The organism is Gordonibacter sp. RACS_AR49, assembly GCF_030418435.1.
GTDB classification, from domain to species: domain Bacteria; phylum Actinomycetota; class Coriobacteriia; order Coriobacteriales; family Eggerthellaceae; genus Gordonibacter; species Gordonibacter urolithinfaciens.
This window is the reverse complement of record NZ_JAIUDM010000005.1, coordinates 111918-131252: the sequence shown is the minus strand read 5'-3', so window position 1 is coordinate 131252 and position 19335 is coordinate 111918. Positions and strand designations below refer to the sequence as shown.

General features: G+C 67.6%; 13 protein-coding genes and 3 tRNA genes. 11 read left to right on the top strand and 5 right to left on the bottom strand.

The genetic code is table 11. The features are described from left to right. Positions 1-86: 86 nt before the first annotated feature. The gene (locus tag LB310_RS09725) at positions 87-683 is read right to left on the bottom strand and encodes a flavodoxin family protein (RefSeq protein WP_278807238.1); all 597 of its coding nucleotides are present in this window, start codon (positions 681-683) and stop codon (positions 87-89) included. A 754-nt stretch (positions 684-1437) separates the two neighbouring features. On the opposite strand from LB310_RS09725, the gene LB310_RS09720 reads away from it, so the two are divergent. Further along, a complete protein-coding gene (locus LB310_RS09720; protein ID WP_278807239.1) occupies positions 1438-2604 on the top strand; it encodes a phosphoglycerate dehydrogenase in 1167 nt (388 codons plus the stop codon). Positions 2605-2764: 160 nt separating this feature from the next. Here LB310_RS09720 and LB310_RS09715 read toward each other — a convergent pair. Both LB310_RS09715 and LB310_RS09710 read right to left on the bottom strand, forming a co-directional pair. Further along, a tRNA-Lys gene (locus tag LB310_RS09715) sits at positions 2765-2840 on the bottom strand. A gap of 90 nt (positions 2841-2930) precedes the next feature. Beyond that, positions 2931-3007: transfer RNA gene (locus LB310_RS09710), tRNA-His, on the bottom strand. Between the two features lie 249 nt (positions 3008-3256). Here LB310_RS09710 and LB310_RS09705 point away from each other — a divergent pair. Beyond that, positions 3257-5101, top strand: a complete 1845-nt coding sequence (locus tag LB310_RS09705) for an NYN domain-containing protein (protein ID WP_301155000.1) — start codon at positions 3257-3259, stop codon at positions 5099-5101. A gap of 210 nt (positions 5102-5311) precedes the next feature. Next, entirely contained in the window at positions 5312-5887 is a 576-nt protein-coding gene (locus LB310_RS09700) for a DUF4230 domain-containing protein (protein ID WP_301154998.1), read from the top strand. Positions 5888-5981: 94 nt separating this feature from the next. Here LB310_RS09700 and sstT read toward each other — a convergent pair whose 3' ends face one another. After that, positions 5982-7238, bottom strand: a complete 1257-nt coding sequence (gene sstT, locus LB310_RS09695; protein ID WP_087190941.1) for a serine/threonine transporter SstT — start codon at positions 7236-7238, stop codon at positions 5982-5984. A 116-nt stretch (positions 7239-7354) separates the two neighbouring features. On the opposite strand from sstT, the gene LB310_RS09690 reads away from it, so the two are divergent. Further along, a tRNA-Leu gene (locus tag LB310_RS09690) sits at positions 7355-7439 on the top strand. A 229-nt stretch (positions 7440-7668) separates the two neighbouring features. Continuing rightward, positions 7669-8988, top strand: coding sequence for a (Fe-S)-binding protein (locus LB310_RS09685; protein WP_278806144.1), 1320 nt, complete (start codon positions 7669-7671; stop codon positions 8986-8988). Positions 8989-9040: 52 nt separating this feature from the next. Here LB310_RS09685 and LB310_RS09680 read toward each other — a convergent pair whose 3' ends face one another. Continuing rightward, positions 9041-9400, bottom strand: coding sequence for a hypothetical protein (locus LB310_RS09680; protein WP_041239908.1), 360 nt, complete (start codon positions 9398-9400; stop codon positions 9041-9043). 341 nt (positions 9401-9741) lie between these two features. Here LB310_RS09680 and tig point away from each other — a divergent pair, with 341 nt between their 5' ends. From tig to thrS, 6 genes are all read left to right on the top strand, one after another. Then, complete coding sequence (gene tig, locus LB310_RS09675) at positions 9742-11244, top strand: trigger factor (RefSeq protein WP_278806421.1); 1503 nt, start codon at positions 9742-9744, stop codon at positions 11242-11244. A gap of 171 nt (positions 11245-11415) precedes the next feature. Continuing rightward, the gene (locus LB310_RS09670) at positions 11416-12051 is read left to right on the top strand and encodes an ATP-dependent Clp protease proteolytic subunit (RefSeq protein ID WP_278806420.1); all 636 of its coding nucleotides are present in this window, start codon (positions 11416-11418) and stop codon (positions 12049-12051) included. Positions 12052-12057: 6 nt separating this feature from the next. Beyond that, positions 12058-13455, top strand: coding sequence for an ATP-dependent Clp protease ATP-binding subunit ClpX (gene clpX / locus LB310_RS09665; RefSeq protein WP_278806418.1), 1398 nt, complete (start codon positions 12058-12060; stop codon positions 13453-13455). A gap of 96 nt (positions 13456-13551) precedes the next feature. Then, complete coding sequence (locus LB310_RS09660) at positions 13552-16242, top strand: valine--tRNA ligase (RefSeq protein WP_278806417.1); 2691 nt, start codon at positions 13552-13554, stop codon at positions 16240-16242. A 213-nt stretch (positions 16243-16455) separates the two neighbouring features. Beyond that, positions 16456-17001: a zinc ribbon domain-containing protein gene (locus tag LB310_RS09655; protein ID WP_087190935.1), complete on the top strand. Its 546-nt coding sequence runs from the start codon at positions 16456-16458 to the stop codon at positions 16999-17001. A gap of 225 nt (positions 17002-17226) precedes the next feature. Then, entirely contained in the window at positions 17227-19140 is a 1914-nt protein-coding gene (thrS, locus tag LB310_RS09650; RefSeq protein WP_278806415.1) for a threonine--tRNA ligase, read from the top strand. Positions 19141-19335: the final 195 nt, after the last annotated feature.

Below are 19335 nucleotides of genomic sequence, written 5' to 3'. Positions count from 1 at the left end.
CCCGTTGGGTGCTCGCGCCCTCGCTTGCCTCGCCGCAGGCTGGCGTCCACGGGCTCCATCGCAGTTCAGCGCCCGATTCGCACGACCTACCGCAGTCCGGCACCCAGCTCGCGGCCCTCGTCGAGGGCGGGGTTGCCGGCGATGTCGCCTGCGCGGTACACGCCGCCAACCAGCACGCGCCCCAGGTCGCGCCAGCCCATGCGCTCGCAGAGCGTCTCGTAATAGGAGACGACGGGGGCGAAGTTGCGCTCCGTGTCCTCCTCGGCGGGCATGAGCAGCACGCAGCCCTTGCCGCCCGCCTCCGCCTCGGCCGCTGCCGCCTCGGCACCGCCCGCCACCGCGGCGCGCATGCCGGCCTCCATGAGCGCGAACAGGCGGTCGAGCACGGCCTTTTCCTGCGCGGTGACGCTCCAGCAGTACATGGGCGAAGCCAGCACCACCACGTCGGCCGCGCGGTAGGCGGCGTACACGGCATCCATGTCGTCCTTCTGCACACAGGGGCTTTCCGCGTCGGCGCCTCCGCCCAGACAGCCCCGGCAGGGCGCGATGTCCATGAGCGCCACGTCGAAGCGCACCACGTCGTTGCCCGCCTGTCCGGCCCCTTCCGCGAAAGCGTCCACGAGCGCCGCCGTGTTGCCGTTTGTCCGCGGGCTCCCGTTCAGCACCAGCACGTTCTTCCCCATGGTCCTCCGCCTTTCCTCGCTTGCTTCGAATCTTCCCGTCCGCCGGGCTGCCTTTCGCTCGTCCGCTCGGCCGCTTCCCATGCGCTGTGCCGTTCCTGGCCCGCTGCGTCCGGCTTCTCCGTCGCACCCGATTGTACCGCGCCCGCCCCGCCCTTGCCGCGGGGGTTTTCAAACCGCGCGATGACGTGCCCGTCAAGCGAAGGCGTGTTCACGCCGGCAATTCTGGGTGCTGTCCAGCGAGGTGGCCTCGGAAGGGCGCGGCCGGCGCGGTGTGCGCGAGCGGCCGCGCGCCGCACCGTGCGAACACGCGAATCGCCGTGCGGCAAGCGATTTTTTCGATTTGTGTACCCATGTAGCGGCAATCGCGCGCCTTGGCGCGCCGCTGGTCCCAATAAGACCAGCTCGCGATTTGCGGAGCCTCGTTCCGCACCTGTGAGGAAGCGCTTTTCGCGCCTAAAGCCTACATAAATCGAAAAAATCGCTTGCCGCACGGCGATTCGCGTGTCGAGCGCCGTCCCGGGGCGGCAGAAAACGGCGCGCGGGTGCGCAATGGGGCGCTGCTTCGATGGCCGACTCCCGCCTCCGCCCACGTGCCCGTTCGCGCGGGCGCCGCCGTTTCCCCGCCCGCCGAGCGGGGGAGGGAGTATACTGCTACAGCATGCTAAAGCGGCTCGGCTCCCACGCAACGACGGCGCGGCTCCCCTGCGCGACGGCAGCCCTCGGCCTCACCTTATACGAGAGAAGGAGAAGAACCATGCGCTACATCCACTGCTTGAACAACATTTCCTCGCACGGCACCGACCTGCTCACCGACTCCTACGAGCTTACCGACGACCCCGCGCAGGCGTCGGCCATACTCGTGCGCAGCGCTGCCATGCACGACATGGCGTTCGGCGACGGCCTGCTGGCCATCGCGCGCGCGGGGGCGGGCGTGAACAACATCCCCACAGACCGCTGCGCCGAGGAGGGCATCGTCGTGTTCAACACGCCGGGTGCCAATGCCAATGCCGTGAAGGAGATCGTTCTGTGCGCGCTCTTGCTGGGAAGCCGCGGCATCGTGGACGGCATCGCATGGTGCCGCGACAACGCCGACGACCCGAACATCGCCAAGGCGGTGGAGAAGGCGAAGAAGCAGTTCGCCGGCTGCGAGATCAAGGGCAAGAAGCTGGGCGTCATCGGCCTGGGCGCCATCGGCGCCGAGGTGGCGAACGCGGCCGTGGCGCTGGGCATGGACGTGTACGGCTACGATCCGTACGTCTCGGTGGGCGCGGCGTGGCGCATCTCGAGCGCCGTCCATCACGTCACGAACCTGGACGACGTCTTCCGCACCTGCGACTACCTCACTATCCATGTGCCAGCCATGGAGGGCACCGTCGGCATGGTGGGCGGGCGCGCCTGCTCGCTCATGAAGGACGGCGCCGTGGTGCTGAACTTCTCGCGCGACACGCTCGTGGACAACGCCGCCATGGCCTCGGCGCTGGCGTCGGGCAAGGTGGGAGCCTACATCACCGACTTCGCCACGCCCGAGGTCATGAAGATGGAGCACGCGATCGTGCTGCCCCACCTGGGCGCCTCGACCGCCGAGGCGGAGGACAACTGCGCCGCCATGGCCGTGCAGGAGATGATGGACTACCTGGAGAACGGCAACATCAAGAACTCGGTGAACTTCCCCGCATGCGACATGGGCGCGTGCCCCGCCGGCATGAGCCGCGCGGCCGTCATGCACGAGAACATCCCCAGCATGATCAGCCGCATCACCGACGTGTTCGGCGAGGAGGGCGTGAACATCGAGAACATGACGAACAAGTCCCGCGGCGACGCCGCCTACACGATGCTCGACCTCGACCAGCCCGTGCCCGCCACCGCCGTGGAGAAGCTGGAGGCCCTCGAGGGCGTCCGCCGCGTGCGCGTGGTGTGCTAAGGGGGCTCCGAGCCGCGCCGCATGCCCCTCGGGCATGCGGCCGACGGCGGGGACGGCCGGCTCCCAAGGTCCGGCCCTCCCCGCCGCAGGCGGGGAGGGAAGATGCTCGCAAAACGAAAAAAGCCAGCCGGTTTCTGCCGGCTGGCTTTTAGGTTCTCAATGGTGGACCGTCGGGGACTCGAACCCCGGACCTTGGGATTAAGAGTCCCCTGCTCTACCAACTAAGCTAACGGTCCAAAGAAAAAACTATGTCAAAGTGCTCAAAGCGCTGGGCTATCTTAAAGCATGCGTCCAACGATTGCAAGCCCTAATTTCAAAAAGCGCGCTGGGGTGGCTAATCGGACTCGAACCGACGACCTCCAGAGCCACAATCTGGCGTTCTAGCCAACTGAACTATAGCCACCAAGGCGCAAGGTGGAAGTATACGGATTTTCCCTCCCGAGCGCAAGAGGATTATGGACAAATTGTATCAGACTTGCTGCAATCGGGCTCTGATCGGCCCGTTTAGAGTAGTATAGTCGCCTGAAACGCCGTGTTTTCCGCCGGTTGGCATCGCTTCGGGCTGCCGACCGTTTCCGGCCACGGCGCAAAAACCGGCGTTGCGCGCCTGGGCGCGCCCGCCTCCATCAATTTCACCGAGGAGCGGCACCACGTGGAAAAGCAATCATCTGAAAAGCGCTTTGCGCTCTTGATCGACGCCGACAACGTGTCGGCCAAGTATATAAAGCCCATCACCGACGAGCTGTCGAAGTACGGCACCGTCACCTACAAGCGCATCTACGGCGACTGGACGCTCACGCTCCATGCCAAATGGAAGGACGCGCTGCTGGAAAACTCCATCACGCCCATCCAGCAGTTCGGCTACACGCAGGGCAAGAACGCCACCGACTCGGCCATGATCATCGACGCCATGGACATCCTGTACACGCGCTCGGTGGAGGGCTTCTGCATCGTGTCGAGCGACAGCGACTTCACGCGGCTGGCCAGTCGCATCCGCGAAAGCGGCCTCACCGTCATCGGCATGGGCGAGAAGAAGACGCCCACGCCGTTTCGCAAGGCATGCGATATCTTCACCACGTTGGAGCTCCTGCTGGGCGATGCGGGCGGCAAGGCGTCTGGCCGCGGCAAGGGCCGGGGCGACCAGGCCGGTGCGAATGCCGCTGGCGCGGGCGCGGGCACGGCCACCGCGAGCAAGGAGGAGATCGAGCAGGCCGTAGTGAACATCATCACCGACAACCAGAACAACGGGAAGTCCACGGGCCTCGGCGAGGTGGGCAGTCGTCTGCTGAAACGCTACCCGGACTTCGACGTGCGCAGCTACGGCACGAACCTGCTGTCGAAGCTGCTCGACGAGTTCCCGAGCGTGCAGATCACGAAGGACGGCAGCTCGGTGACGGTGGAACTCGCGGGCGACGATCGCGAGCGTCGGGGCGGCCGCGGCAAGGACGCCCCGCACGGCGCGGAGGCACCGGCCTCCGAGGCGTCCGACGCGCAGGCGGAGCAGGAGCCGAAGGGGCCTGCCAGCGCCGAGGCCGCAGTCGACGCGCAGGCGGAACCCGCCCCGGCCGAGGACGCCGGCGAGCCGGCGCGGCAGACGGCTGCGAACGGGGGCGGGGAGGGCGCTTCCGCGAAGAAGCCCCGTCGCTCCACGCGCGCGGCCGCGCATCGCGGCGGTAAGGACGACGCCCCGAAGGCGGCTGCCGAGGACGCCGTCGAGGCGAAGGGCGCCGAAGCCCCCGCCCCGGAGGTTCCGGTAAAGGAGCCGCAGGCTGCTTCGCGCGCCGAACAGCCCGAGCCTGTCGAAGAACCCCCCGTGGACAACCGTCCGGGCCGAGCGGCCCGCTTGCGGGCCGCCGCCGCATGGGCGAACGCCATGGGCGGGCGCAAGGCTGCGGCCAAGACGAAGCCGGCCGCGCGCAAGGAGCCGGAGGTGCAGGCGCAGGACGTCCCGGCCGCCCCGCAGGCCGAGGAACCCGAAGAGGCGCGGCAGGAGCAGGCGCCGAAGTCGAAGTCCCGCCGCAAGTCGGCCTCCAAGGCCGCCGCTGCGGTCCCGCAGCCCGCCGAGCAGGGCGAAGTCCCGCCGCAAGCCGCCGAGGCCCCCGCAAAGGCCTCGTCGAAGGCTTCTGAGAGGCCGGCGCCGAAGTCCTCGGCGAAGCGCGCGAAGGCGGCCGATCCGGCCGAGACGGCGCAGCCCGCCGAGAAGGCCGCGAAGTCCGGGAGGGCTCCCAAGCCTCCCAAGGCTGCGCAAGCCCCCGAGGCCCCCGCGCAGGATGCCCTCGCCGCAGGCGGGCCCGAGGAGTACATCCGCCAGACGCTGGCCGAGGCCGGCCCCGACGGCGTGGCGCTCGCCACGCTCGGCAAGCGCGTGCGCGGCAAGTTCCGCACGTTCAAGCTGCGCGACCTGGGCTACGCCCAGTTCCGCCCGTACCTTGCCGACCTCGAGGGCGTTGCCGTCGAGCAGCGCGACGGCCAGTTCTACGCCCGCCTGGCCCGCTAGGCGGGCCGCGGACCAGCGAGACCGGCCCGCCCTTCGCGCGCCCGGCGCGACCCGCGCCGCACCCGGCGTGCCCCAGTGATCCGGGGTGTGCCGGGTGCAGGGGCCATCCGGCGCGCGCCTCTTTTCAACCGCTCGTTGACGGGGGGCGGGCGCCTTCGCGTCCGTGGTATCCTGCCCCTGGATCCCGTTTTATCGAGAAGGAACCTTGCCATGAAGAAGTTACTCGTGATCGTGGCGGCCGTGGCGCTCGTCGCCGTCGGCGTCGTGGGCACGCTCGCGTTCCAGCGCGCCTTCGAGCCCAGCGTCAGGCTCTCTGCCACGTCCATCCAGGAGCAGCTGTCGAACTCCAGCGAGCTGGCCACGGCCAAGCTGGAGTACCGGGGCCTCGTGCGCTACGAGAACGGCGACATCGATTTCATCAACAAGAAGGGCTTCACCATGGTCTACGACGCCGAGGTGCGCGCTGGCGTGGACCTGTCGCAGGCCTCCGTTGACGTGAGCGGCCGCACCGTCACCGTGCGCCTGCCGAAGGCCCGTCTTCTGGGCATCGAGATAGACCCGCACTCCATCGAGTTCTACGACTCCGCGTTCGCGCTGTTCAACTGGGAGAACAAGCAGGATACCGCCGAGGCGCTCAAAACGGCCCAGGCCGACGCCGAGGGCAAGGTCGACCAGACGGGCATGATCGGACAGGCCAACGAGCAGGCACGCACCCTCGTGGAAAACCTGCTGCACCCGTTCACCGTGGGAGAGGGCGCCTACACGCTGCAGATCGTGGACGCGTAAGGGGGCGTAAACTGCGCCTTATACGGAAACGGCGCGGCGGCCCGGTGGGCCGCCGCGCCGTTTTGGGAAGGGGCTTGCCCCGCCCCGCCCCGCCCTACGCCAGCTCGTTCTCGTCGAACGCGTCGCGGCCCAGGCGGAAGCTGCGGCCCTCGAGGCGGCGTTGGCGGTACTCCGCCGCGGCGGTGAACAGCACGTCGGACGAGGAGTTCAGGGCCGTCTCGCACGAGTCCTGCACCACGCCGATGATGAAGCCGATGGCCACCACCTGCAGGGACACGTCGCCGTCGATGCCGAACAGCGAGCAGGCCAGGGGTATGAGCAGAAGCGACCCGCCGGCCACGCCCGACGCGCCGCAGGCGGAGGCGGCGGCCAAGGCGCTTAGCACCACGGCGGCGAGGGGGTTCACGGCGATGTCGAGCGTGTGGGCGGCCGCCATGGCCATGACCGTGATGGTCACGGCCGCGCCCGCCATGTTGATGGTGGCTCCCAACGGGATGGAAACCGAGTAGTTGTCCTTGTCGAGGCCGAGCTTCCGGCAAAGCTCCATGTTCACCGGGATGTTCGCCGCCGAGCTGCGCGTGAAGAACGCCGTGACGCCGCTGTCTTTCAGGCATCGCAACACGAGCGGGTAGGGGTTCGCGCGCACGCAGGCGAACACGATGAGCGGGTTCGCAACGAGAGCGATGAACAGCATGCAGCCCACGAGCACGAGGAGGAGCCGTCCGTACTCGGCGAAGACGTCCAGCCCGTTCTGCGACACGGTGGAGTACACGAGCCCCAGCACGCCGAACGGGGCGAGCGCGATCACCCAGCGCACCACGGTGGACACGGCGTCCGACACGCTTGCGAACACGTCCTTCACCGTGCCCGACGCCGCGCGCAGCGCGATGCCCAGCACGACGGCCCACACGAGGATGCCCAGGTAGTTCGCGTTCGCCAACGCGTCCACGGGGTTCGCCACCATGTTCGAGACGAGCGTGCCCAGCACCTCGCCGATACCCGAGGGCGTGCCCTGCGCCTCCGCCGGGGCCGCCAGCGTCAGCTCGGTGGGGAACAGGTAGCTCGCCCCCACGGCCACGAGCGCCGCTGCGAACGTGCTCACCAGGTAGAGCACCACGACCGTCCGCATGGACCCCGCCGCCTTCGCGTTGGCCAGCGCGCTTGTCACGAGGAAGAACACGAGCACCGGTGCCACGGCCTTCAGGGCCGACACGAACAGCGTGCCCAGAAGCCCCACGGCCTCTGCGTTTGGAAACGCGATGCCCAGCACCGCGCCCACGGCGAGTCCCGCCACGATGCGCTTGATAAGGCTGATGTCGTTGTACTTGCGCGCGAGCGCCTTGAAGTCCACGTCTGCTCCTTGCCTTCGTTCCCTACGGTTCGGGCGCCTATGATAGCAGACCGCGCAACCTGGCCGCGCGCCGCCAAGTTCTGCTATCATGTTCGCTGCGCGAAAAGGGCGCACGTGCGGGCGTGGCGGAATTGGCAGACGCGCCAGATTTAGGTTCTGGTACCGAAAGGTGTGAAGGTTCAAGTCCTTTCGCCCGCACCAGCATACCCGGGGAAGCTGCAAGCTTCCCCGGGTATGCTGCGTTTGGGGCTGCGGCCGAAGGCGCGGGCCGTGCGCGCGGGCGCTGCTTCCGGGCGCGCTTCCCGGTTGCCGCAGCGCATCGTCTCTGCCGCAGCCTGCGCAAAATGCGCATCCTCGCCCGATTCTCGCCTCGGCCGGGGCGCGTTGCGCTAAACTGGTCGCGGATACGAGGGGGGAGTACGCCATGCGCATGCAGCCACGACCGGAAAAACTCACGACCGAGGAGCTCGGGCAGATCGCCGGCCTGGACGCGGCCAAGCTCGATATGCTGGCCGCCTGGGCGAACAAGAAGCTCACCTGCGCGCACTGCAAGCGCTGCACGCTGCGCTGCGAGGTGCTGAAGGAGCCGGGCCTGGACATGGGCCAGGTGGAGGAGGGCTACGGCGCCATAGCGGCGCTGCCGTTCGACGACCAGCCCGCCGCCGTGCTGCAGCTCGTGCAGGACCGCCCCGAGCTCTACCACGCGCTGCGCCGCTGCTGCTTCTGCGGCTTCTGCACGGCCACGTGCCAGACCCACGTGCTGGCGCCCGAGCGCATGCGCGACTGGCGCGTGCTGTTCATGCGCGCCGGGCTCATGCCGCCCGACGACTCCAAGCTCGTGATGGTGGACAACGAGTGGAACATCTTCAGCGCCTACCGTGCCGTCTACGGCATCGGCTACCCGGAGCTCACCTCGCTCGAGCAGGCGGCCGAGCACGGGCCGGGCCTGGCGGACACGCTGTTCTTCCCCGGCTGCTCGCTGGTGAGCTACGCGCCCGAGCTCACGCGCACGGTGGGGAGGTGGCTCACCGACAACGGCGTGGCCTGGGCGCTCTCCACCGATTGCTGCGGAAGCCCGCTCATGAGCGCCGGGCTGTTCGACCGCGCCGCCGCGCTGCGCCAGCGCATCCTCGACCAGATACGCGCGGCGGGCATCGAGCGCGTGGTCACGGTGTGCCCCGGCTGCGGGGAGGAGTTCGTGGAGCTCATGGGCGAAGAGGTGGACATCGTCCCCTTGCCGGAGCTCCTGTTGAAGAAGAGCCGAGCCGCCGAGCGCGCCGACCGTCCCACGGGCTTCGCGCCGCTTCCCGAACGAAGCGTCACGTTCTTCGACTCGTGCCACGACCGCTTCGACGGACGCCATGGCGCCGCCATCCGCGCGCTCGTGGCGCGCAACCTGCCCGAGACGGCCCGTCTGGAGATGGACCACCGCCGCAAGGGCACGCTTTGCTGCGGGGCGGGCGGCGCCGTGGCGGGCTACGACGGCGACGTCACGGAGCGCCGCGTGTGGCGCATTATCGACGAGGCGCGCGCGACCGGCGCCGAGACGCTTGTCACCACGTGCCCCACCTGCACCTACACGGTGGCGCAGGCCTGCCTCGGCGCGCCGCCCGAGCGCGGCATCGGCAACCGCCACTACCTGGAGCTGCTGTTCGGCCAGACCATCGACTGGCCGCAGGTGTTCGCCCAGCTGGGCGGCATGTGGGAAGGCGAGTACGGCCCCTGGCTCACCCAGACGTTCTTCGCCTAGGAGGGCGCCGCCCGATGCGCGGCCCGGCCGTCGGGAAGGCTGCCGCGGCCCTTTACGCCAGGAAGCGTCCCAGCAGGAAGCCGGCCACCACGCAGAGCGCGGCGAACAGGGCCGACAGGCCGATGAGCCGCGCGTCGCGCTTCTCGCGGCGGACGCGCTCGCGCTCGGCGCGGTTGCGCTCGAGGAAGAAGGAGTACCCGTCCGAGGTAATGACCACGATGGTGCCGCGCTTGCCCTCGGCCTTCGCGGCAAGCGCCCCGGCGTCGATGAGCTCGGCCTGAAGCTCGTCGTCGGGGCGGTAGGGGAAGGCGCAGCGGTACACGAGCTCGCCCTCGACGCTGCACGTCGAGCGCTCGTAGTCGATGAGCCGCGCCAGCTCGCGCTCCTGCGGTATGTTCAAGGAGATGGCCACGCGCACCTCTCGGTCGGGTTCATGATGATGGTTTCCATGATAGCGGGTCGCGGCGGACGGTGGGTGTGGAAAATCGCCGGAGATCAGGAAACGTCCCGGTACCCAGAAGCTCCGGGCGGGCAACGCGGCGTTTGCGCCCCCATACCGCGCCTCTTTCGTCGGTTCTTCGTGAACCTGCTTCCTCAACCCTACCATATGTGCGATAATTCCGTTTCGGTGTGCCAGAGTGCGAATCGGACGTCTTGCGAGGCCGACGCGGATGCGCGCCGCTAGGGGGCAGCCGCCGAGAGCACCGCACGCTGCCGCGAGGCGATTTATCGGAAATGATGGAGGATAGTTACGTGGAGACAAAAGTTGAGGCATTGCAGGATAACCGCGTCAAGGTGACCGTTACCGTCGATGCCAAGGATATCGACGCGCGCATCAAGAAGACCTACAAGGACTTCGCGCACAAGTACAACTTCCCCGGGTTCCGCGCCGGCAAGGCGCCGCGCCCGATCATCGACAACGCGCTGGGCGCCGAGGCGGTCCCCGCCACGGTGACGGACGACGTGGTGAACGAGACCTATCCTCTCGCCATCGACGAATGCAACCTGTACCCCGTGTCGAAGCCGACGTTCGCCGAGGACATGGGCCTCGTGGCGGCCGGCAAGCCGTTCGAGTACTCGCTCGAGGTGGAAGTGAAGCCGGAGCTGGAGCTTTCCAGCTACGAGCCGGTGGAGATCGACATGCCCGCCGAGGGCGCGAGCGACGCCGAGGTCGACGACCAGATCGACCAGCTCCGCGAGCACTACTATGACTACGAGGACGCCGCCGCGGCCACGAAGGTCAAGGAGGACAGCTACCTCGACCTGGGCATGAAGGCCACCGACGACGCCGGCGAGGACATCGCCTCCCTGACCACCCCCACGCGCCTGTACGGCCTGGGTACCGGCCTGTTCCCGGCCGCGTTCGACGCCGAGCTCGTGGGCATGAAGAAGGGCCAGAAGAAGGAGTTCTCCATCGACGTGCCGGCCGAGCCGACCGTCATGACGCAGCCCCTCATGGGCAAGACGTCCAAGATCAACTTCGAGGTCGAGGTGCAGGCCGTCAAGAACAAGGTGCTGCCCGAGGTCACGGACGAGTGGGTCAAGGACACGCTCGGCTTCGAGAACGTGGCCGACCTGCGCACCCGCGTGGCCGACTCCATCCTGGAGCAGAAGGAGGAGGTGCTGCCCCGCATCAAGGAGAACCAGTGCCTCTCCAAGCTGGCCGACCGCCTGCAGGGCGAGGTGCCGGAGGCCATGTGCGAGGAGGCCGAGACGAGCCTGCTGCAGGATTTCTTCCAGCAGCTGCAGCGCCAGGGCGTGAGCTTCGACGCCTATTTGAAGCAGCAGGGCATCACGCCCGACCGCTTCAAGGAGGACGTGAAGGCGCAGGCCGCCGACATGACCAAGCAGGACCTCGCGCTCGATGCGTGGGCGCGCCACTACAGCATGGAGGTCACGGACGAGGACGTGGCCGAGGAATTCGTGAAGAGCGGCGTGGAGGATCCGAAGAAGCTCCAGGAGGAGTGGCGCAAAAACGGCCAGCTCCACATGGTGAAGAACGGCATCGCCCGCACGAGGGCTGCCGAGGACGTCATGGAGAAGGCCGTCGTGACCATCGTCGAGCCGGGAGCGGCCGCCGACGACAAGAAGGACGAGAAGAAGCCCGCCAAGAAGGCCGCGGCCAAGAAGACCGCCAAGAAGGACGAGGCCAAGGACGAGGCTACCGAGAAGAAGCCGGCCGCCAAGAAGGCCGCCCCGAAGAAGGCCAAGAAGGACGAGGCCGCCGACGCCGAGAAGGCAGCGGACGCCGAATAGCGCCGCAGGCGGCTCTTCGGACGCGCCCTTCCGGGGGCGCGTCCGCTCGTCTCGCCGAGGGTAACGAAACGGTAGCCTGGCCTTGCGTGGCGGCGAAACGTACATCACTATGGCATTAGACGATTCCGTGCGGTCCCGCCGGGGCCGCGAGCGAAAGCGAGGCAACAAGCTATGAGCTACGATACCAAGGCAGCACTGATCCCCTACGTCATCGAGCAGTCCCCCCGCGGCGAGCGCAGCTACGACATCTACTCCCGCCTGCTGAACGACCGCGTGATCTTCCTGGGCGAGCAGATCGACGACAACGTGGCGAACTCCGTGGTGGCGCAGCTGCTGCACCTGGAGAGCGCCGATCCCGAGAAGGACATCTCCCTCTACATCAACTCGCCGGGCGGCTCCGTCACGGCGGGCCTGGCCATCCTGGACACCATGGACTTCATCAAGTGCGACGTGTCCACCATCTGCCTGGGCGAGTGCGCCTCCATGGCCGCCGTGCTGCTGTCCAACGGCGCCAAGGGCAAGCGCCTGTGCCTCCCGAACTCCATGGTGCTCATCCACCAGCCGTCCGGCGGCGCCCAGGGCCAGCAGACCGAGATCGCCATTGTGGCCGACTTCATGCTGAAGACCCGCAACCGCCTGAACAAGATCCTCGCGGACAACACGGGCCAGACGCTCGAGACCATCCAGGCCGACACCGAGCGCGACAACTATATGACCGCCGAGGAGGCGCTGGCCTACGGCCTGGTGGACCGTATCACCACGTCGCGCGCCGTCGCGTCGGACGCCGAAGAGAAGAAGAGCGAATAACCTGTTATGACGAACGAGAGACACGAGGAATTCGCCGGCCGGGACGACATCGCGTGCGCCTTCTGCGGGAAGCACCCGCAGGAGGTGGCTGCGATGATCTCGGGCCCCAACGGCATCTACATCTGCGACGAGTGCATATCCGTGTGCGCCGATGCCATGATGCGCGACCTGGGGCTCTCCGTGCCGCCCGAGGCGGCCGCCCCGATGGAGTCCGAGCCGCAGGGCCGTCACGCCAAGCATGCGGGCGAGCCGTACACGGCCGAGGCCGAGCCGGCGCCCGAGGACGTCCTGGCCGACCTGCCCACTCCCCACGAGCTGTACGCGGAGCTCTCCGAGCATGTGGTGGGGCAGGAGGCGGCCAAGCGCGCGTTGTCCGTGGCCGTGTACAACCATTACAAGCGCATCAGCCTGGGTGCCGACGCAGCCGAGGGCGACGTGGAGCTGGCCAAGAGCAACATCATGCTGCTGGGTCCCACAGGCTCCGGCAAGACGCTCTTGGCGCAGACGCTCGCCCGCACGCTGAAGGTGCCGTTCGCCATTGCGGATGCCACCACGCTCACCGAGGCCGGCTACGTGGGCGAGGACGTTGAGAACATCCTGCTCAAGCTTATGACGGCGGCCGACTTCGACATCCCGCGCGCCGAGATAGGCATCATCTACATCGACGAGATCGACAAGGTGGCCCGCAAGGCCGAGAACCTGTCCATCACGCGCGACGTGTCCGGCGAGGGCGTGCAGCAGGCGCTCCTGAAGATCGTGGAGGGCACGGAGGCGAGCGTCCCGCCGCAGGGCGGCCGCAAGCATCCCCAGCAGGAGCTCATCCACATCGACACCACGAACATCCTGTTCATCCTCGGCGGTGCGTTCGTGGGTTTGGCCGACATCATCGCCGACCGCGTGGGTAAGAAAGGGCTCGGCTTCAACGCCGACCTGCCCGAGTCCAAGAAGCACGCCGAGGCCGAGCTTTTGGCCCAGGTGCTGCCTGAGGATCTGAACAAGTACGGCATGATCCCCGAGTTCGTGGGCCGCATCCCCGTGGTGACGTCCCTGAACGAGCTGTCGGAGGAAGACCTCGTGCGCATCCTCACCGAGCCGAGGAACGCGCTGGTGAAGCAGTACACGAAGATGTTCGACTTCGAGGATTCCACGCTCGTGTTCGAGCCCGAGGCCCTGCGCGCCATCGCGCACGAGGCCGTGGAGCACGGCACGGGCGCCCGCGGGCTGCGCTCCATCTGCGAGCGGGTGCTCATGGACGTGATGTACGACCTGCCCGAGCACGAGGGCGCCACCGCCGTCACCGTGCGCGCGAGCGACATCAAAGGCGAGACGAAGCCGGAGATCGAGCCAGCGGACGGGGCCGGGGCCCTGCCGATGGGCGACGAGGTGAGCCTGCAGAGCGCATAGCGCGGTCGCGGGATACGGGAGACGAGCGGGCGGATCGCGGATGTGCGGCGCGCCCGCTTTTCGGTTTGAGAGACTTTGAGGACGAAAGAGCAGACCATGGCCGATAACACGAACGAGAAAACCGGGGCGAGGAAGATCGACTACGACTTCGCCGCCCACGAGCGCCCGCTTTTCAAGGCGTGGAAGGATGCCGGCTACTTCCAGCGCGGCGAGGGCTTCGGCGCCAAGAAGGGGCAGCCCTACACCATCGTCATCCCGCCGCCGAACATCACGGGTGTGCTGCATATGGGCCACGCCCTCAACGACACCATCCAGGACACGTGCATCCGCCGCGCCCGCATGCAGGGCCGTCCCACGCGCTGGATCCTCGGCACCGACCACGCCGGCATCTCCACGCAGACCAAGGTGGACAAGAAGCTGGCCGACCAGGGCATCAGCCGTTTGGAAATTGGCCGCGAGGCGTTCATCGAGGCGTGCTACGACTGGTACAAGGAGTACGGCACCACCATCGTGAACCAGATCAAGGGCATGGGCTGCTCGTGCGACTACGACGACGAGCACTTCACGCTGGAGCCGGCCTACGTGCGTGCCGTGCGCAAGCTCTTCGTGGACTGGTACCACGACGACCTCATCTACAAGGGCAAGCGCATCGTGAACTGGTGCCCCCACTGCACCACGTCCATCTCCGACGACGAGGCCGAGTACGTGGACGAGGCGGGGCACCTGTGGTACCTGCGCTACCCGTTGACCGAGCCGGTGGACGGCCTGGAGTACCTCGTGGTGGCTACGACGCGCCCCGAGACGATGCTCGGCGACACGGGCGTGGCGGTGAACCCGAAGGACGAGCGCTTCAAGCACCTCGTGGGCAAGACGGTGAAGCTGCCGCTCGTCGACCGCGAGATCCCCATCTTCGCCGACTGGCACGTGGACAGGGAGTTCGGCACCGGCTGCGTGAAGACCACGCCCGCGCACGACCCGAACGACTGGGCGATGGGCGAGCGCAACGGCCTCGAGCGCATCAACATCTTCGACGAGCGGGCGCACGTGGTGGACGGCTACGGGAAGTTCAGCGGCATGGACCGCGACGAGGCCCGCGAGGCCGTCGTGGCCGCGTTCGACGAGCTCGGGCTGCTCGACCACGTGGAGGACCACGATCACTCCGTCATGACGTGCTACCGCTGCCACACGAAGCTCGAGCCCTGGGAGTCCGAGCAGTGGTTCGTGGCCGTGGACGGCCTCAAGAAGGATGCGGCGCGCGTGGTGGAGGACGGCTCCATCCAGTTCCATCCCGAGCGCTGGAAGCAGGTCTACCTCGACTGGCTCGAGAACCTGAAAGACTGGTGCATCTCGCGCCAGCTGTGGTGGGGGCACCGCATTCCCATGTTCTACTGCGACGCGTGCGGCTGGGAGGACGCTTCGGTGGAGGACGTCGAGACGTGCCCCGTGTGCGGGGCTCCGGTGCGCCAAGACGAGGACGTGCTGGACACGTGGTTCTCGTCGCAGCTGTGGCCGTTCGCCACGATGGGCTGGACCGAGGAGGGGGTGGACGCGCCCGAGATGCGCGCCGCGTACCCCACGCAGGTGCTGTCCACCGCGCGGGACATCATGGGGCTGTGGGTGGCGCGCATGGTGATGGCGTCCATGTACTGCACGGACCAGATCCCGTTCGAGCACGTCATCATCCACCCGACGGTGATGGCGGCCGACGGCAAGCCCATGTCCAAGAGCCGCGGCAACGGCGTGGACCCGCTGCGCCTCATGGAGGACTACGGGGCCGACGGCATGCGCTTCGGCCTGCTCATGCAGGTGACGGGCGCGCAGGACCTCAAGTTCAACGAGGCGAAGCTGGAAAGCTCGCGCAACTTCGCGAACAAGATCCGCAACGCCGCGCGTTTCGTCATGATGAACCTGGACGGCTACGAGCCGGGCGAGCCCGCGCCCTCGACGCCGGCCGACCGCTGGATCTTCTCGCGGCTGGCGGGCCTCGTGGCGCGCCTGGACGCGGCGTTCGACGGCTTCGAGTTCGGCGAGGCCACGCGCGAGCTGTACGCGTTCTTCTGGAACGAGTTCTGCGACTGGTACATCGAGTTCTCGAAGGCGCGCCTGGGCGCCGATGCCGACCCGGTCGACCGCCTGGCATGCCAGCGCAACCTCGTGTTCGTGCTCGACCAGGCGCTTCGCCTGCTCCACCCCATCATGCCCTTCGTGACCGAGGAGATCTACCAGGAGCTGCCCATCGACCGCAGCGGGGCTCCGTACCTCATCGGGGCCGCCTGGCCTGACGCTCAGGGGTTGGCGATGTACGCAGACCCCGAGGCCGAGCGCGCCATCGAGATGGTGTGCGAGACGGTGTCGGCCATCCGCAGCACGCGCGCCCGCTACGGCATCTCGCCGAAGTCCAAGCTGGCCGTGGTCGTGAAGGCCGACGGGGCGGACGCGGCCCTGCTCGAGGCCCAGCGGGGGCTCATAGAGGGCATGGGCAATACGGCGTCGCTCGCCATCGGCGCGCAGGTGGAGAAGCCGGCCGAGTCCAGCGCCGTGCTGGGCGCGGGGCTGGAGGTGTACCTGGTGCTGTCGGGCCTCGTGGACCTCGGCGCCGAGCGCGAGCGCCTCGCGAAGGAGCAGGCCAAGCTCGCCGCCGACGCGGGCAAGCTGGAGAAGAAGCTCTCCAACCCGGGCTTCCTGGCCAAGGCCGCGCCCGAGATCGTGGAGAAGGACCGCGCCAAGCATGCCGAGCTCGCCGACAAGCTTGCCCGCGTGGAGGCCCAGCTGGCGGAGTTGGGGTAGGCGCGGGCGGCAGGCGGGCGTGGGCGTCCGCCTGCCGCAAAGGCGCATCAACCCACGGGGTCTGTTGGGCGCCTCTTGCGGAAATTGCCTGAACACGGGGGTGTGGTCGGACAACTTTGGTATAATGACTGACCGTGTCGACGCTCGTGGAGGCCGGCACGGTGCAACGGTCGCCCCCGCGGCGTCTGGCAAGTCGAAGAAAACGAGGTTGAAATGAGCGAACTGCTGTCCCAGTTGTGGACGCCCGAGTTGCAGGCCGCGTTCACCGTGGTCGTCATACTGCTCGTCATTCTGTACGTGCTCTCCATCGTCTGGGTGGTCCGCGACGCGTACCTGCGCGGCTCCTACTGGTACGTGTGGGCCATCGTGGCGCTCATCCCGCTGCTGGGCATCATCGCGTACTGCCTGCTGCGCCCGCCGCTGCTGCAGATCGACCGCGACGAGCAGGAGCTGGAGATCGCGCTCAAGCAGCGCGAGCTCATGAAGTACGGCGAATGCGCGAACTGCGGCTATCCGGTAGAGGCCGACTTCGTGCTCTGCCCGAACTGCCACCAGCGGCTGAAGAACCTTTGCGGCACCTGCAACCATGCGCTCGACCCGTCGTGGACCGTGTGTCCCTACTGTGCCACGCCCGTGGGCGGTGCCGCTCCCGCGCGCCGCAACGCCCCGCGCGCCCGAACGCAGCAGCCGCAGCAAGCGGCTTCCCAGCAAAGGCAGGCCCGGACCCGCTCCCCGCAAGGCGAGCATCCCGCCCAGTAACCCGCGCTGTCGAAGAAGCCGCCTCGTTTACCGGGGCGGCTTTTTATGCTGCGCCGGTGTCTGCCGCCTGCCGGCCGGCCGTTTGCTGCGGCGTTTGTTGAAACCATGTGCTCGGAGGGCCCTCCGGCCGTTCGTGGCATACTGAGCCCAGGCCGCGCACTCAAGACGCGGCCATACCGATCGTGCAGGCGCTTTGTGCGCGCCCGGCACAGGAAAGGAACTATCATGAACATCGTACTCCCCGACGGCTCGAACAAGGAGCTCGCCAAAGGCGCCACCGTCGCCGACGTGGCCGCCTCCATCGGCCCGGGCCTGGCGAAGGCCGCGCTCGCCGGCATCGTGAACGACCAGCCGGTCGACCTCTCCGCGCCCGTGGCCGAGGGCGACTCCGTAGCCATCGTCACCGCCAAGAGCGACGAGGGCCTGGAGCTCCTACGCCATTCCACGGCGCACGTAATGGCTGCCGCGCTCGTCGACCTCTACGGCGACGTGCAGTTCGGCGTGGGACCGGCCATCGAGGGCGGCTTCTATTACGACGTGAAGACGGGCCGCGCGCTCTCGCCCGACGACTTCGCCGCCATCGAGGCCCGCATGGCCGAGATAGTGAAGTCCGACGAGCCCTTCGAGCGCCGCGTGGTCACGCGCGCCGAGGCCGAGGAGATCTTCGCGAATCAGCCGTTCAAGCTTGAGCTCATCGCCGAGCTTCCCGAGGACGCCGTCATCACCACGTACACCATCGGCAAGTTCACCGACCTCTGCCGCGGGCCGCACCTGCCCTCCACCGGCAAATTGGGCGCGTTCAAGATCACGAAGCTCGCCGGCGCGTACTGGCGCGGCGACGCCGAGCGTGAGATGCTCACCCGCATCTACGGCACGGCGTTCTTCAAGCAGAAGGAGCTGGACGAGCACGTGCGCAACCTGGAGGAGGCCGAGAAGCGCGACCACCGCAAGCTGGGGCGCGAGCTGGGCATCTACGTCATGGACCCTCTGGCGGGCGCCGGTCTGCCGCTGTACCTCCCCAAGGGCGCGCGCATCATCCGCACCCTGCAGGAGTGGCTGCGCCGCGACCTTTACACGCGCGGCTACGAGGAGGTCATCACCCCGCACATCTACAACGCCGACGTGTGGAAGACCTCGGGCCATTACGGCTTCTACAAGGAGAACATGTACTTCTTCGAGATCAACGAGGGCGACGACGAGAACCCCCGCATGACCGAGTACGCCGTGAAGCCCATGAACTGCCCGGGCCACGTGATGCTCTACAAGAGCGAGCTGCATTCCTACCGTGACCTGCCGCTGCGCTACTTCGAGTTCGGCACGGTGTACCGCCACGAGATGAGTGGCGTCGTGCACGGCCTGCTGCGCGCGCGCGGCTTCACCCAGGACGACGCGCACGTGTTCTGCACGCGCGACCAGGTGGTGGACGAGGTGGTGGCCATCCTCGGGCTCGTGGACCATATCATGTCCACGTTCGGGTTCGAATACGAGGCCGAGATCTCCACGCGTCCCGAGAAGTCCATCGGCACCGACGACATGTGGGAGCATGCCACAAACGCGCTCAAGGAAGCATGCGAGCGCCACAGCCTGTCCTACGACATCAACGAGGGCGACGGCGCGTTCTACGGCCCGAAGATCGACATCAAGGTGAAGGACGCCATCGGCCGCACCTGGCAGTGCTCCACCGTGCAGGTGGACTTCAACATGCCCGAGCGCTTCGGGCTCACCTACCGCACCGAGGACAACACCGAGGAGCGCCCCTGGATGCTCCATCGCGCCATCTTCGGCTCCATCGAGCGCTTCCTGGGGATTCTGATCGAGCACTATGCCGGTGCGCTGCCGCTGTGGCTGGCTCCCGTGCAGGTGGCCGTGCTGCCGCTGGCCGACCGCCACAACGAGGCGGCCCACGAGCTGGCCTTGAAGCTGGCCGACGCGGGCGGCCGCGTTGAGGTGTACGACCAGAACGAGCCCATGCGCGTGAAGATCGCGAAGGCCCAGAGCCAGAAGATCCCGTACATGGTGGTGCTGGGCGACAAGGAGGTCGAGAACGGCACCGTGTCCGTGCGCGAGCGCCACGAGGGCGACCTCGGCGCCTGGGACGTGGAGAAGCTGGTGCAGACCATCAAGGACGCCGCGTTGTAGCGGTGCTCCGGGCGGAGCCATACCGCGCCGCCGAGCTCGGCCGCGCGGTATGCCCGAGCGGCGGCGCACCGTGCCCCAATCTCGCTTCGAACGGAAGCCCCTGCCTGGTCGGGGGCTTCTCTCGTGCTTGCCGAACAGTGCGGGGGCCGGTATGATGGCTTCATGTCCATTCAAGGTAGGGGAGGGGAACGTTTC

Excerpts from the sequence above, each read along its gene's own strand:
- thrS (WP_278806415.1), top strand. The coding sequence starts at position 17,227 with ATGAACATCGTACTCCCCGACGGCTCGAACAAGGAGCTCGCCAAAGGC.
- LB310_RS09720 (WP_278807239.1), top strand. The coding sequence starts at position 1,438 with ATGCGCTACATCCACTGCTTGAACAACATTTCCTCGCACGGCACCGAC.
- LB310_RS09670 (WP_278806420.1), top strand. The coding sequence starts at position 11,416 with ATGAGCTACGATACCAAGGCAGCACTGATCCCCTACGTCATCGAGCAG.
- clpX (WP_278806418.1), top strand. The coding sequence starts at position 12,058 with ATGACGAACGAGAGACACGAGGAATTCGCCGGCCGGGACGACATCGCG.
- LB310_RS09685 (WP_278806144.1), top strand. The coding sequence starts at position 7,669 with ATGCAGCCACGACCGGAAAAACTCACGACCGAGGAGCTCGGGCAGATC.
- LB310_RS09655 (WP_087190935.1), top strand. The coding sequence starts at position 16,456 with ATGAGCGAACTGCTGTCCCAGTTGTGGACGCCCGAGTTGCAGGCCGCG.
- LB310_RS09725 (WP_278807238.1), bottom strand. The coding sequence starts at position 683 with ATGGGGAAGAACGTGCTGGTGCTGAACGGGAGCCCGCGGACAAACGGC.
- LB310_RS09700 (WP_301154998.1), top strand. The coding sequence starts at position 5,312 with ATGAAGAAGTTACTCGTGATCGTGGCGGCCGTGGCGCTCGTCGCCGTC.
- LB310_RS09660 (WP_278806417.1), top strand. The coding sequence starts at position 13,552 with ATGGCCGATAACACGAACGAGAAAACCGGGGCGAGGAAGATCGACTAC.